This is a genomic window from Burkholderia pyrrocinia (assembly GCF_003330765.1).
Classification (GTDB): domain Bacteria; phylum Pseudomonadota; class Gammaproteobacteria; order Burkholderiales; family Burkholderiaceae; genus Burkholderia; species Burkholderia pyrrocinia_B.
In genome coordinates, this window is sequence record NZ_CP024902.1 from 2,614,294 (window position 1) to 2,627,641 (window position 13,348).

General features: G+C 69.9%; 11 protein-coding genes. All 11 read right to left on the bottom strand.

The genetic code is table 11. The features are described from left to right. Nucleotides 1-75: 75 nt before the first annotated feature. The 11 genes from CUJ89_RS12650 to kdpF all read right to left on the bottom strand — a co-directional run bounded on the left by CUJ89_RS12650 (nucleotide 76) and on the right by kdpF (nucleotide 13,254). The gene (locus tag CUJ89_RS12650) at nucleotides 76-486 is read right to left on the bottom strand and encodes a group II truncated hemoglobin (protein ID WP_114177609.1); all 411 of its coding nucleotides are present in this window, start codon (nucleotides 484-486) and stop codon (nucleotides 76-78) included. Nucleotides 487-529: 43 nt separating this feature from the next. Next, a complete protein-coding gene (locus tag CUJ89_RS12655) occupies nucleotides 530-3,034 on the bottom strand; it encodes an ABC transporter permease (RefSeq protein ID WP_236654947.1) in 2,505 nt (834 codons plus the stop codon). 107 nt (nucleotides 3,035-3,141) lie between these two features. Beyond that, the gene (locus CUJ89_RS12660; protein ID WP_114177610.1) at nucleotides 3,142-3,759 is read right to left on the bottom strand and encodes a DUF4126 domain-containing protein; all 618 of its coding nucleotides are present in this window, start codon (nucleotides 3,757-3,759) and stop codon (nucleotides 3,142-3,144) included. A gap of 211 nt (nucleotides 3,760-3,970) precedes the next feature. Beyond that, a complete protein-coding gene (gene sugE / locus CUJ89_RS12665; protein WP_114177611.1) occupies nucleotides 3,971-4,291 on the bottom strand; it encodes a quaternary ammonium compound efflux SMR transporter SugE in 321 nt (106 codons plus the stop codon). Between the two features lie 140 nt (nucleotides 4,292-4,431). Beyond that, nucleotides 4,432-4,713 carry a DUF333 domain-containing protein gene (locus tag CUJ89_RS12670; protein ID WP_114177612.1) on the bottom strand — a complete coding sequence of 94 codons (282 nt, stop codon included), beginning with the start codon at nucleotides 4,711-4,713 and terminating at the stop codon, nucleotides 4,432-4,434. A 154-nt stretch (nucleotides 4,714-4,867) separates the two neighbouring features. Further along, entirely contained in the window at nucleotides 4,868-5,566 is a 699-nt protein-coding gene (kdpE, locus tag CUJ89_RS12675; protein WP_114177613.1) for a two-component system response regulator KdpE, read from the bottom strand. Beyond that, nucleotides 5,559-8,402, bottom strand: coding sequence for a DUF4118 domain-containing protein (locus tag CUJ89_RS12680; RefSeq protein WP_114177614.1), 2,844 nt, complete (start codon nucleotides 8,400-8,402; stop codon nucleotides 5,559-5,561). Before CUJ89_RS12680 ends, kdpE begins: the two co-directional genes overlap by 8 nt. A 164-nt stretch (nucleotides 8,403-8,566) precedes the next feature. Beyond that, nucleotides 8,567-9,148 carry a potassium-transporting ATPase subunit KdpC gene (kdpC, locus tag CUJ89_RS12685; RefSeq protein ID WP_114177615.1) on the bottom strand — a complete coding sequence of 194 codons (582 nt, stop codon included), beginning with the start codon at nucleotides 9,146-9,148 and terminating at the stop codon, nucleotides 8,567-8,569. A gap of 18 nt (nucleotides 9,149-9,166) precedes the next feature. Further along, nucleotides 9,167-11,278 (bottom strand): potassium-transporting ATPase subunit KdpB, encoded by a 2,112-nt coding sequence (gene kdpB, locus CUJ89_RS12690; RefSeq protein WP_114177616.1) that lies wholly within the window; start codon nucleotides 11,276-11,278, stop codon nucleotides 9,167-9,169. Between the two features lie 54 nt (nucleotides 11,279-11,332). Further along, nucleotides 11,333-13,165 (bottom strand): potassium-transporting ATPase subunit KdpA, encoded by a 1,833-nt coding sequence (gene kdpA / locus CUJ89_RS12695; protein ID WP_114177617.1) that lies wholly within the window; start codon nucleotides 13,163-13,165, stop codon nucleotides 11,333-11,335. After that, nucleotides 13,162-13,254, bottom strand: a complete 93-nt coding sequence (gene kdpF / locus CUJ89_RS12700; RefSeq protein WP_114177618.1) for a K(+)-transporting ATPase subunit F — start codon at nucleotides 13,252-13,254, stop codon at nucleotides 13,162-13,164. Before kdpF ends, kdpA begins: the two co-directional genes overlap by 4 nt. Between the last annotated feature and the right edge of the window lie 94 nt (nucleotides 13,255-13,348).

The following is a 13,348-nucleotide window of genomic DNA, read 5'->3' on the forward strand; positions in this document are numbered from 1 at the left end:
AATCAGTGTCGCGCCGCGCGGCGCGCTCGCCCAGACGCAGATCGTCCCGCGCACGGGCAGCGGCGTACCGGTCGATCAACCGGGCCGGTTGCGCATCCAGTCGGCCGTGTCGTAGAACGAATGCATGAGCCGCTCGCGCAGCGGCTCGGGCAAGCCGACCTCCTCCATCGCCCAGGCCATGCAGCGCAGCCACTGGTCGCGCTCGACCGACGCGATCGGGAACGGCAGGTGCCGCGCGCGCAGCCGCGGGTGGCCGAACCGGCTGATGTAGTGGTCGGGGCCGCCGAGCCAGCCGCACAGGAACCAGAACAGCTTGTCGCGCGAACCGTCGAGCGACGCCGGGTGCAGCGCGCGAATCTGCGCGAACTCGGGCTCGAGGTCCATCAGGTCGTAGAAGCGGTCCACCATTTCGCGCACACGGGCTTCGCCGCCCACGAGCTCGAACGCCGTCGGCTGCGACGGTGCATCGTCATTCACATCGGTCATACGGATAGTCGGAAAACGGGATCTTCGGGGCCGCCGGCGACGCTCATGCGTCGCGCAGCGACTGCAGCGCGGGGCGCCGCAACACATTATGCAGGCTCAGCCAGCCGGCCGCACCGGCGCATGCGATGCCGGCCGCGATGCCAGCCGGCACGAGCCACGGATCGACGGCGAGCCGGAAGTCGAACACGCGCGACGCAAGCACCCAGCCGACCGCGATCGCGCCCGCCGACGCCAGCGCACCGGCCAGCGCGCCGACCACGACGAATTCGGCGCGCTGCACCGCATTGACCTGCGCACGCGACGCGCCGAGCGCGCGCAGCAGCGCGGCCTCGCGCACCCGCTCGTCGCGCGAGCCGGCGAGCGCCGTATATAGCACGAGCACACCGGCCGCAAGCGTGAACGCGAACAGGAACTGCACCGCGCCGACCACCTGCAGCATCATCCGCTGCAACTGCGCGAGGATCGGCGCGACGTCGATCGCGGTCAGGTTCGGGTAGCGCGCGATCAGCGGATCGAGCAGTGCGGCGTCCGATGCCGGCAAATGGAAGCTCGTGAGGTAGATGGCCGGGAAATCCTTCAGCACGGGCGGCGGCATCAGCACGAAGAAGTTGACGCGGAACGTGCCCCAGTCGAGCTTGCGCACGCTCGTGATCGGCGCGTCGACCGTCAGCCCCGTCACGTCGAAGCGCAGCTTGTCGCCCGGCTTCACGTTCAGCGTCTTCGCGAGGCCGGCCTCGATCGAGATCTGCGGCGTGGCCTCGGTGCCGAACCAGTCGCCTTCGACGATCCGGTTGTCGGACGGCAGCTCGGTCGTATACGACAGGTTGAACTCGCGGTCGACGAGCCGGCGCGCCTCGTCGGACGGGTACGCGTCCGGATTCACCGGCTTGCCGTTGATCGCGACGAGGCGGCCGCGCACCATCGGCGCAGGCACCGCATCGCGCACGCCGTGCGCGGCCAGCCAGGCCGCGACGTCGTCGCGCTGGTCGGGCTGGATGTCGATCAGGAACTGGTTCGGCGCATCGGGCGGCGTCGACTGCTGCCAGCCCGCGACGAGGTCGTTGCGCGTGATCGCGATCAGCAGCAGGCACATCAGGCCGAGCGCGAGCGCGGTGATCTGCAGCGCGCTGGCCGTGCCGCGCCGGTGCAGCGACGCGAGCGCGTAGCGCCAGCCGACGCCCGCGGCCACGCGCGCGTTGCGCACCGCGCGCGCGGCGGCGAACAGCACGAGCCGCGCGATCAGCGCGAAACCGACCAGCGCGCCGGCGAAGCCGCCCGCGACGATCAGGCCGAGCTTCAGGTCGCCGGCGGCCACGATCAGCAGCCCCGCGAACAGCACGACGCCGATCGCATACGCGGCCCATGCGGTGTGCGACGCATCGCCCCACTCGCGCCGCAGCACGCGCACCGGCGGCACACGCGTGAGCGGCACGAGCGGCGGCAGCGCGAAGCCGAGCAGCAGCACGAGTGCGGCGCCCACGCCAATCAGCGCCGGCCACAGCGTGGGCGGCGGCAGCACGACCTCGATCAGGCCGCCGAGCGCGGCCAGCAACGCCCAGTGACCGCCGTAGCCGAGCACTGCGCCCGCGGCGCCCGACACGATCCCGATGCCGACGAATTCGAGCGCGAACAGCGCGCCGAGCGTGCGGCGGCTCACGCCGAGGCAGCGCATCGTCGCGCAGCCGTCGAGATGGCGCCGCATGTAGCGCTGCGCGGCCATCGCGATCGCGACCGCCGCGAGCAGCGCGGTCAGCAGTGCGACGAGCGTCAGGAAATGGCGCGCGCGATCGAGCGTCTGCCGTACCTGCGGCTGGCCTTCCTGCAACGACTCGAGACCGACGCCGCGCAGCTTCCCGCCGTCGACGCGCGCGTGCGCATACGCTTCGAAGCGCTCGACGGCCTGGGCGTCGCCGGCTACCAGCAGCCGGTACGTGACGCGGCTGCCGTAGCCCGTGAGCCCCGTCGCGGCGAGCTCGTCCGCGCGCATCATCAGCCGCGGCGAAAAATTGACGAACGAAAAGCCGCGATCGAGTTCGCGGGAGATCGACGCGGCGACCGTAAACGTGCGCAGCCCGACGCGCACCGCATCGCCCGCCTTCAGGTGCAGCGCGTCGAGCAGCGCGGGATCGGCCCACACGGTGCCGGGCGCTGGAATCTCGGCCGCCTTGTGCGCAGCGCCGGCGCCTGCAGGCAAGATCTCGACCGCGCCGCGCAGCGGATACCCGGGCGACACGGCCTTCACGGCCGCAAGGCGCGAGGGTGCCGCGTCGGTCGCCTGCCCGCCCGCGGCAGACGCGATCATGCTCGGGAAGATCGCGGTCGTCGCGGTACGCAGGCCGAGCGCGCGGGCCTGCCGGTCGAACGACGGATCGACGGGACGGTCGGCGCGCACGACGAAATCGGCGCCGAGCATCTGGCGCGCGTCGCGCTCGAGCCCCTGGCGCAGCCGGTCGGCGAGAAAGCCGACGCTCGTCAGCGCCGCGACCGCGAGCACCAGCGCGAGCACGAGCAGCGTCAACTCGCCCGCGCGCCAGTCGCGCGCGGTCATCCGTGCAGCCTGGCGAATCAGGTCGCGCAGGCCGAAGCGGCCGGCATGCGCGGACACGTCACGGCCGGGTTGCCCGGCCGGCGGCTGCGCCGCATGTTGCCGCCCATTCAATCGCGCTTACCCCCGATCGAGTTGAGCCGCGACACCATGTGGTTCGCCATCCCGCGAAAGCCGCCCGACACGCCGCGCCACAGACGCGGCAGCGCCCAGGCCGAAGCCGCGATGAAGGCGGCGAGCAGCACGAGAAACGCGAGCGGGACGAAGAACGCGAGCGCGAGCCCGCCGACCACGAGGCCGTCCTCGGTCGACGACGCGACCCAGTTCGAAAGCGGTTCGGGGGACAGGTTGATCAGCGCGCGCGTGCCGGCCTTCGCGACGTGCGCGGCGCCGGCCAGCGAGCCGCCGGCGAGCCCCGCGACCGCCAGCACGGTCGGATCGGCATGGCCGAGCGCGCCGGCCGCGAGCACGGCGCCGGCCGGGATGCGGATAAAGGTGTGCACGGCATCCCACAGCGAGTCGAACGCGGGAATCTTGTCGGCAAGGAATTCGGTGACGGTGAGCACGGCCGCGGCGCCGATGACCCACGGCGACATCAGGACGGCAAGCGTGTCGGGCAGATGGAGCCAGCCGACCCGCGCCAGCATGCCGGCGATCAGCACCGTCAGGTACAGGCGCAGGCCGCTCGCCCACGCGAGCCCCGCGCCGAGCGAAATGGCTTCGATCATGGCCCTCTCCTTGCACTTTCCGTGCGCTTTGCCGATTGATCGGATCGGGTCGGCCAGACCGGCCGCGCGGCGCGTGGCGACCGGCACCGCGTGCCGCGAACGGCGCAACGGAATTCAGGCCCGAATGCGTTCCATTATAGACAGCCTATCCGGGCGGTCGGCGCAATTCCGCGGTGCGGCACCCGGGCGCACGCGCGCCCGGGTGCCGACGTCAGGCGGCCGACGACAGCTTGAGGCCGATCAGCCCCGCGACGATCAGCGCTGCGCTCGCGACGCGCGCGACGCTCAGCGCCTCGCCCATCATCACGATGCCGAACACGAACGCGCCGACCGCGCCGATGCCCGTCCATACCGCGTATGCGGTGCCGAGCGGCAACTGGCGCATCGCGACCGCGAGCAGCCCGAAGCTGGCCAGCGCCGTCACGATCGTAAACACCGACGGACCGAGCTTCGTGAAGCCGTCCGACGATTTCATGCCGGCCGCCCAGGCCACCTCCAGCAAACCGGCGATCAACAACAATACCCACGCCATCTCGACGTACTCCGTATCGGATGGGGCCGTCCCCGTTGAGGCGAATGACCCGGGGTCGTCCCCGGGCGGCGCCGAGTATAACAAGATGCTTACGGACTCGCCGGATGCGGCGCGCGGCCAGTTGCCGATCCGGGGCCCGATCAGTTCGACACGCGCTTCGCTGCGGCGCCGCCGACGCAGCGGTCGTCGCGGTACAGCGCCCACTCCTCGCACACGCGGCCATCCTTGAACATGCACATCCCGACCTGCCCGCTCGGCAGGCTGCGGATCACGTGGCGACCGCCGAGCTTCTCGCAGTTGACCGACGCGGGATTGGCCAGCGCCGCCTGCGCGGGCGGCTGTTGCCCCGGCGGCAGAGGTTGGGCGAACGCGCCGGGCGCAGCAAGCGCCAGCGCACAGATGACGGTCAGACGGACGGACATTGCACGCTCCTCGTGTTGTTCTCGGAACGGTCAGCATAACGGGGAATGCGCGGCCGGTGTGCAAGGCCGGCATCGGCCGCGCGACTGTCGCGTCGGCGCAACCCTGCCGGCACGCGGCGTCACGCCCGCGTGCGCCGCCGCCGGGCGTTGCCTGTCACGCGGCGCCGACGAGCCGATAGCCGACCCCCGTCTCGGTAACGATGTACTCGGGCTGCGCCGGGTCGCGCTCGAGCTTCTGGCGCAGGTGCGCCATGTAGATGCGCAGGTAGTGATGGCTTTCGATGTGTGACGGCCCCCACACGTCGCGCAGCAACTGGCGGTGCGTGAGCACGCGCCCCGCGTGCCGCACGAGCGTCGCGAGCAGCCGGTATTCAAGCGGCGTCAGGTGCACGATCTCGTTATCGCGCCACACCTGGCGCAGTGCGAGATCGACGGTCACGGGGCCGAAGCTTACCTTCGGCGACTCGTTCGCGCCGCCCTGGTTGCGCCGGCGCAGTTGCGCACGGATCCGCGCGCGCAGTTCGGACACGCCGAACGGCTTGGTCAGGTAATCGTCGGCGCCCGCGTCGAGCGCCGCAACCTTCTCTTCTTCCTGCGTGCGCGCGGACAGCACGATCACCGGCACCTCGGACCAGCCGCGCAGCTCGCGGATCACGTCGAGGCCGTCGGTATCGGGCAAACCGAGGTCGACGATCACGAGATCGGGCTTGCGCGTCGCCGCGTCGATCAGCCCCTGCTTGCCCGTCTCGGCCTCGAATACCGCGATGTCCTCCTCTTCGAGCGCGGCGCGCACGAAACGGCGGATCTGCTTTTCGTCCTCGATCAGGACGACGGTCAGGCTGGGTTCACTCATGGTCTGGCAATGACTCGGATGGGGACGATGCGCCCGGCGCGTCGGATTCGTCGTCGGGCACGGCAGGCGCGGCAGGCGGCGTCTCGACCGGCAGCGTGAACCAGAAGCGCGCGCCCGTCACGTGGCCGTCGGGCGCGGTGCGGTTGAGCGCGCCGATTTTACCGCCGTGCGCCTCGACGATCGCGCGGCAGATCGCGAGGCCGAGCCCGATGCCCGGCGTCGCCGATTCCTTCTCGCCGCGCGTGAACTTGTCGAAGATCCGCGTTTCCATGCCGGCCGGCAGGCCCGGGCCGTGATCGTCGACGTGCACGCGCACGAACGGCAGCCCGTCGTCGGTCACGCGCTCCGCGCCGATGTCGATCGGCGTGTCGGGCGGCGTGTACTTCGCCGCGTTCTCGAACAGGTTGGTGAACAGGCGCTCCATCAGCACCGCGTCCATCTGCAGCAGCGGCAGGTCCGCCGGCAGCGCGACACGCGCGGGATGGCGCGCGAGCACGCGCTTGCACGCGGCGAGCGCGGCGCCGACGGTCTCCTCGAGCAGCGACCACTGGCGCTTGAGCTGCAGGCTGCCGGCCTGCAGCCGCGCCATGTCGAGCAGGTTCGTCACGATGCCCGTCATCCGCAGCGCCTCGTCGTGGATCGCGTCGACGAGTTCGCCCTCGCGCTGCGCGAATCGCTCGGCCGCCACGGCGTCGCCGCCCTGCGCGGCCGAGCGCCCGTTCGCGAGCATCGACGAGAAGCCGACGATCGTCGTGAGCGGCGTGCGCAGGTCGTGCGAGATCGCCGACAGCAGCGAGTTGCGCAGCCGCTCGGACTCCATGTTGACGAGCGCGTCGCGCGCGATCTCGACGTAGTGCACGCGCTCGAGCGCGAGCGCGATCTGCGCGGCGAATGCGTCGAGCATCCGCTGCTGCTCGGGCACCTCGAGTTCGCGCGGCTCGCGCGACGCGACCGCGAGCACGCCGCGCGTGCGCATCGGCGCCTTCAGCGGCAGGTACAGCGCGGCCGTCGCCGGCAACGTGTCGGTGCCGCGGCCGGCCGGCTTCTGCTGGTCGTACACCCACTGGCCGACGTCGCTGTCGAGATCGGCGCCCGTCAGTGTGACGGCCGCGTCGGGTTCCTCGATCTTCTGCCGCACCTTGTCCGCGCTGTCGGGCAGCAGGAACGCGACGCGCGCGCGGAACACCTCGCCTACGTGGCGGCTGCCGATCTCGACGATCTGCTCGGTCGTCAGCGCCGCGCCCAGCTCGCGCGCCATCGCGTAGATCGCGCCGGTGCGGCGCTCGCGGCGCTGCGCGACGCTCGCCTGGCGCGTCAGCGTCGACGTCAGGTGGCTGATCACGAGCGACGTCAGCAGCATCCCGAAGAAGGTCAGCAGGTACTGCGTATCGCTGACCGAGAACGACATGCGGGGCGGCACGAAGAAGTAATCGAACGCGGCCACCGACAGGAACGACTGCAGCACGCCCGGGCCGCGCCCGAGCCGCACGGCCGAGAACACGACGCCGAGCAGGTACAGCATCACGAGGTTCGTGAGGTCGAGCCGCTCGGACACGAGGCTCGCGACGACCGTGATCGCCGCGCAGATCGCGGCCGCGTACAGGTAGTGCCGTGGCGGCGAACGGTGCGTGCCGAACTGCGCGAACGCATCGCGCCAGTCGCGTGCACGCGGGTCGAGCGGCGCGGCCCGCGCCTCGTCGCTCGCGGACGCGCGGATCAGCATCAGGTCGACGTCGCCCGCGCGTTCGGCGAGCTGCTCGCCGAACGGCCGCGCGAAGCGGCGCACGAGCCCGACCTTCGGCGAGCCGCCCGCGACGATCTTCGACACGTTGCGCACCTTCGCATAGCCGATCAGCGCGGCGACCGCATCGCCACCGGCGAGCGTGGCCGTCTCCGCGCCGAGCTCGGCCGCGAGCTTCAACGCGTCGAGCGTGCGCTGCCGCTGCGCGTCGGGCAGCCGCTGCAGGCGCGGCGTCTCCACATATACGGCAATCCAGTCGGCCTTCAGGCTCGCGGCGAGCCGCGCAGCCGCGCGCACGAGCGTCGGCGCTTCCGCGCCCGGGCCAACGCACACGAGCAAGCGCTCGCGCGCCTGCCAGATGCGCTGGATCGAACGGTCGGCGCGGTATTCGCGCATCTGCGCGTCGACGCGATCGGCCGTGCGCCGCAGCGCCAGTTCGCGCAGCGCGATCAGGTTGCCCTTGCGGAAGAAGTTGCGCACCGCGCGCTCGGCCTGCTGCGCGAGATAGACCTTGCCGTCGCGCATCCGCTCGAGCAGTTCCTCGGCCGGCAGGTCGACGAGCGTGACCTCGTCGGCCGCGTCGAACACGCGGTCGGGCACGGTCTCCCACACGCGGATGCCGGTGATCGCGCCGACCACGTCGTTCAGGCTTTCGAGGTGCTGGACATTGACGGTCGTATACACGTCGATGCCCGCGTCGAGCAGTTCGTAGACGTCCTGCCAGCGCTTCAGGTGCCGTGCGCCCTGCACGTTCGAATGCGCGAGCTCGTCGACGAGGATCAGTTGCGGCTGGCGCGCGAGCGCGGCATCGAGATCGAATTCGGCGAGCGTGCGGCCGCGATAGTCGATGCGCGCGAGCGGCAGCACGTCGAGGCCGTCGAGCAGCGCGGCGGTTTCGCTGCGGCCGTGGGTCTCGACGATGCCGACGACGACGTCGACGCCTTCCTGCAGGCGCTGGCGCGCGGCCTGCAGCATCGCGTAGGTCTTGCCGACGCCGGCGGATGCGCCGAAGAAGATCTTGAGCTGGCCGCGCCGCTGCTTTTCTTCGTCTCGCTGCAGCTTGTCGAGGAGTTGGTCGGGATCGGGACGGTTCATGCGTCAGGAAGGCGGAGCGCCCGGATGCGCGCGAGTACGAGCATTGTGGTTCCAAATCGCCGCAAAAGGCAAAGACGGCGCACGCGCCGTCGGGAAAAGGCGCTGCGGGCGCGGATCGGGCCGCGCCGCACGCCGGCTGTCGCCCCGGGAGCCCGGACGCATGCTCAGTGCGCGGCCTGCGCCGCGTCGAGCGCGAGGTTCAGCTTCAGCACGTTCACGCGCGGCTCGCCGAGCACCCCGAACTGGCGGCCCGTCGTATTCGCGGCGACGAGCTGCGCGACCGCGTCCGGCGTCAGGTTGCGCACCTTCGCAACGCGCTCGACCTGATACGCGGCGGCGGCCGGCGTGATCTCCGGATCGAGGCCGCTCGCCGATGCGGTCACCAGATCGACCGGCACGGGCTTCGAGATGTCGGTGCCCGCGTCGCGCAGTGCGGCGACGCGCCCCTTCACCTGGTCGGCGAGCGACGGGTTCAGCGGGCCGAGGTTCGAGCCGCCGGAGCCGGTCGCGTTGTACGGCATCGGCGACGTGGCCGACAGCCGGCCCCAGAAGTACTTCGGCGCATCGAACTGCTGGCCGATCAGCGCGGAGCCGACCGCCTTGCCGTCCTTCTCGATCAGGCTGCCGTTCGCCTGCGACGGGAATACGGCCTGGCCGAACACGGTCATCACGGCCGGGTAAGCGAGCCCCGTCACGGCGGTCAGTACGACAAAGAGCACGACGAGCGGACGAATCAACGTTTTCATGATGGTTCCTTCAAGACCTCAGGCCCAGCCGAGCGCGGCGAGCGTCATGTCGATCAGCTTGATGAACGGGAACGGCAGCAGCACGCCGCCGAGGCCGTACACCAGCAGGTTGCGGCGCAGCAGCGACGCGGCGCCGAGCGGCCGGTACGCGACACCCTTCAGCGCGAGCGGGATCAGCGCGACGATGATCAGTGCGTTGAAGATCACCGCCGACAGGATCGCCGACGCCGGCGACGTCAGGTGCATGATGTCGAGCACCTTCAGTTGCGGATAGGTGGTCACGAACGCGGCCGGAATGATCGCGAAGTACTTCGCGATGTCGTTCGCAATCGAGAACGTCGTCAGCGAGCCGCGCGTCATCAGCATCTGCTTGCCGATCTCGACGATCTCGATCAGCTTGGTCGGGTTCGAGTCGAGATCGACCATGTTGCCCGCTTCCTTCGCCGCCTGCGTGCCCGTGTTCATTGCAACCGCCACGTCGGCCTGCGCGAGCGCCGGCGCATCGTTGGTGCCGTCGCCCGTCATCGCGACGAGCCGGCCCGCCGCCTGGTGCTCGCGGATCGTCGCGAGCTTGGTTTCCGGCGTCGCTTCCGCGAGGAAGTCGTCGACCCCCGCTTCCGCCGCGATCGCCGCGGCCGTCAGCCGGTTGTCGCCCGTCACCATCACGGTCTTGATGCCCATCTTGCGCAGTTCCGCGAAGCGCTCCTTGATGCCGCCCTTCACGATGTCCTTCAGCTCGATCACGCCGAGCACGCGCGCCGCGCCTTCATGCAGGTCGGCTACCACGAGCGGCGTGCTGCCGCGGCGCGCGACCTCGTCGACCGCGCGGCGCACTTCTTCCGGGAAGCGGCTGCCGTGCGCCTCGACGTAGCGGCGGATCGCGTCGGCCGCGCCCTTGCGGATCTCGCGGCCGGGCGCCCCGGAGGAAGTCCCCTCGGGGGAAAGATCGACGCCGCTCATCCGCGTCTGCGCGGAGAAGCCGAGGAACGTCGCATGCAGTTGCGCCATGTCGCGCTGGCGAATGTTGAAGCGCTCCTTCGCGAGCACGACGATGCTGCGGCCCTCCGGCGTTTCGTCGGCGAGCGACGACAGTTGCGCGGCATCGGCCAGCGCTTCCTCGGTCACGCCCGGCGCGGGCACGAACGTCGACGCCTGACGGTTGCCGAGCGTGATCGTGCCGGTCTTGTCGAGCAGCAGCACGTCGACGTCGCCGGCCGCTTCCACCGCGCGGCCCGACGTGGCGATCACGTTCGCCTGCATCATCCGGCTCATCCCGGCCACGCCGATCGCGGACAAGAGCCCGCCGATCGTCGTCGGGATCAGGCACACGAGCAGCGCGACCAGCACGGTGATCGTCACCACGTGGCCGGCCTTCATCGCGTCGACCGCGAACGTCGAGAACGGCAGCAGCGTCGCGGTCGCGAGCAGCATCACGATCGTCAGCGCGACGAGCAGGATCGTCAGCGCGATCTCGTTCGGCGTCTTCTTGCGCTTCGCGCCTTCGACCATCGCGATCATCCGGTCGAGGAACGCCTCGCCCGGGTTCGCGGTGACCTTCACGACGATCCAGTCGGACAGCACGCGCGTGCCGCCCGTCACCGACGAGAAGTCGCCGCCCGATTCGCGGATCACCGGCGCGGATTCACCGGTGATCGCCGATTCGTCGACGGACGCGACGCCGTCGACGACTTCGCCGTCGGCCGGGATCACGTCGCCGGTCTCGACGAGCACGACGTCGCCCTTGCGCAGGTCGGATGCGGTCATGATGCGGATCGGCGATTTCGGATGCGGCTCGTTGAGCTTCTTCGCCATCACGTCCTTCTTCGCGCTGCGCAGCGATGCGGCCTGCGCCTTCGAGCGCCCTTCGGCGAGCGCTTCCGCGAAGTTGGCGAACAGCACGGTGAACCACAGCCAAAGCGCGATCGCGAGGATGAAGCCCGCGGGCGCCTCGGCCTGGCCGACGAGCGCCGCGATCCACAGGATCGTGGTCAGGATGCTGCCGACGTACACGCAGAACATCACCGGGTTGCGGAACTGCGTGCGCGGCGTGAGTTTCTTGAACGAGTCCACGATCGCCGGACGTAGCAGCGTCGGATCGAACATGGACCGTGTTGCGGAATGTTGAGTCATTGCGATCTCTTCAATCTTTTCAGTCTTTTCAATGCGTGACCATGCGGGCGCGCATCACGCGCCCAGCCACATCATCAGGTGCTCGACGCCAGGGCCGAGCGCAAGCGCCGGCACGTAGGTCAGCGCGCCGACCAGCAGCACGGTGCCGAGCAGCAGCACGACGAACAGCGGGCCGTGGGTCGGCAGCGTGCCGCTCGTCACGGCGATGCGCTTCTTCGCGGCGAGCGAGCCGGCGATCGCCAGCACCGGCACGATCGTGCCGAAGCGGCCGAACCACATCGCGATCGCGGTCATCCAGTTGTAGAACGGTGTGCCGACCGTCAGCCCCGCGAACGCGCTGCCGTTGTTGTTCGCGGCCGAACTGAACGCGTACAGGATTTCCGAGAAGCCGTGCGGCCCCGGGTTCGCGATGCCGGCCTTGCCCGCGTCGGCCAGCACCGCGATCGACGTGCCGACCAGCACGAGCAGCGGCGTGAGCAGCACGACGATCGACACCATCTTCATCTCGTACGCCTCGATCTTCTTGCCGACGTATTCCGGCGTGCGGCCGATCATCAGGCCGGCGACGAACACCGCGAGCAGCGCGAACACGAGCATCCCGTAGAGGCCCGAACCGACCCCGCCGTAGACCACTTCGCCGAGCTGCATCAGCAGCATCGGCACGAGACCGCCGAGCGGCGTCAGCGAATCGTGCATCGTGTCGACCGCGCCGCACGACGCGGCCGTCGTCGCGACCGTGAAGATGCCGGTCTGCGCGATCCCGAAGCGCGTTTCCTTGCCTTCCATGTTGCCGCCCGGCTGCAGCGCGCTCGCCGACTGGTCGACGTGTCCCCCAAGGGGACTTCCTTCGGGGCGCAGCGCCGCGAGTGTCGGGTTGCCGGCCTGCTCGGCGCTCACCTCGACGCCGATCGCGATCACGAACGCAACCGTCATCGCCGCGAGCACGGCGATGCCCTGCCGGCGATCGCCGATCACGCGGCCGAACACGAGACACAGCGCAGCCGGGATGATCAGGATCGAGAAGATCTGCAGGAAGTTCGCGAACGGCGTCGGGTTCTCGTACGGGTGCGAGGAGTTCGCGTTGAAGAAGCCGCCGCCGTTGGTGCCGAGCATCTTGATCGCTTCCTGCGACGCGACCGGGCCCATCGCGAGCGTCTGCTTCGTGAGCGGCGTCGGCACCGTGACCGGGTTGCCCTTGTCGTCCTTGACCGGGTTGCCCTGCGCATCGAGCTTCGGCGCCGCGTAGGTGCTCGCCTGCAGCACCGGCACGTCCTGGTACGCCTTCATGTTCTGGATCACGCCCTGGCTCATCAGCAGCGCGGCGACGATCGCGGCCATCGGCAGCAGCACGTACAGCGTGACGCGCGTGACATCGACCCAGAAGTTGCCGATGGTCTGCGCGGTGTGGCGCGCGAAGCCGCGGATCAGCGCGATCACGACGACGATGCCGGTCGCGGCCGACAGGAAGTTCTGCACGGTCAGGCCGAGCATCTGCGCCAGGTAGCTGATGGTCTGCTCGGGCGTGTAGTCCTGCCAGTTCGTGTTGGTGACGAAGCTGACGGCCGTGTTGAACGCGCCGTCGACCGTCATCGCGCCGAACTGCTGCGGGTTGCCCGGCAGGAAGCCCTGCAGGCGCAGCAGGCCGTAGAGGAACAGCGCACCGAGCGCGTTGAACGCGATCGTCGCGATCGCGTACTGCTTCCAGTTCATCTCGCTGCCGGCGTCGACGCCGGCGATGCGGTACAGCACGCGTTCGAGCGGCCCGAACACGCGCACGACACGCGAGCTGCCGTCCATCACGCCCGTCAGGTAGCGCGCGACCGGCACGGCCGCCGCCAGCAGCACGACGACGAACAGCACCGTCTGAAACAGGTTGTTCGCGTTCATTCGATGTCCTCCGCGCGCAGCAGCGCAAAGACGAGATACGCGAACAGCAGGGCCGCCGATGCGCCCGCCAGCCAAAGCATCCAGGTCATGCCCGCCCCCCGCGACCGTATTGCACGAGCTTGTCGCAACCGGCAATCAAACCGAGGATCAGCGCGGTGAAGAGCACCAGAGCGCCGATAAATA

Coding starts and splice junctions, on each gene's coding strand:
- kdpA (WP_114177617.1), bottom strand. CDS start 13,165: ATGAACGCGAACAACCTGTTTCAGACGGTGCTGTTCGTCGTCGTGCTG.
- CUJ89_RS12650 (WP_114177609.1), bottom strand. CDS start 486: ATGACCGATGTGAATGACGATGCACCGTCGCAGCCGACGGCGTTCGAG.
- kdpC (WP_114177615.1), bottom strand. CDS start 9,148: ATGAAAACGTTGATTCGTCCGCTCGTCGTGCTCTTTGTCGTACTGACC.
- CUJ89_RS12655 (WP_236654947.1), bottom strand. CDS start 3,034: ATGACCGCGCGCGACTGGCGCGCGGGCGAGTTGACGCTGCTCGTGCTC.
- sugE (WP_114177611.1), bottom strand. CDS start 4,291: ATGGCGTGGGTATTGTTGTTGATCGCCGGTTTGCTGGAGGTGGCCTGG.
- CUJ89_RS12670 (WP_114177612.1), bottom strand. CDS start 4,713: ATGTCCGTCCGTCTGACCGTCATCTGTGCGCTGGCGCTTGCTGCGCCC.
- CUJ89_RS12680 (WP_114177614.1), bottom strand. CDS start 8,402: ATGAACCGTCCCGATCCCGACCAACTCCTCGACAAGCTGCAGCGAGAC.
- kdpB (WP_114177616.1), bottom strand. CDS start 11,278: ATGACTCAACATTCCGCAACACGGTCCATGTTCGATCCGACGCTGCTA.
- kdpE (WP_114177613.1), bottom strand. CDS start 5,566: ATGAGTGAACCCAGCCTGACCGTCGTCCTGATCGAGGACGAAAAGCAG.
- CUJ89_RS12660 (WP_114177610.1), bottom strand. CDS start 3,759: ATGATCGAAGCCATTTCGCTCGGCGCGGGGCTCGCGTGGGCGAGCGGC.
- kdpF (WP_114177618.1), bottom strand. CDS start 13,254: ATGACCTGGATGCTTTGGCTGGCGGGCGCATCGGCGGCCCTGCTGTTC.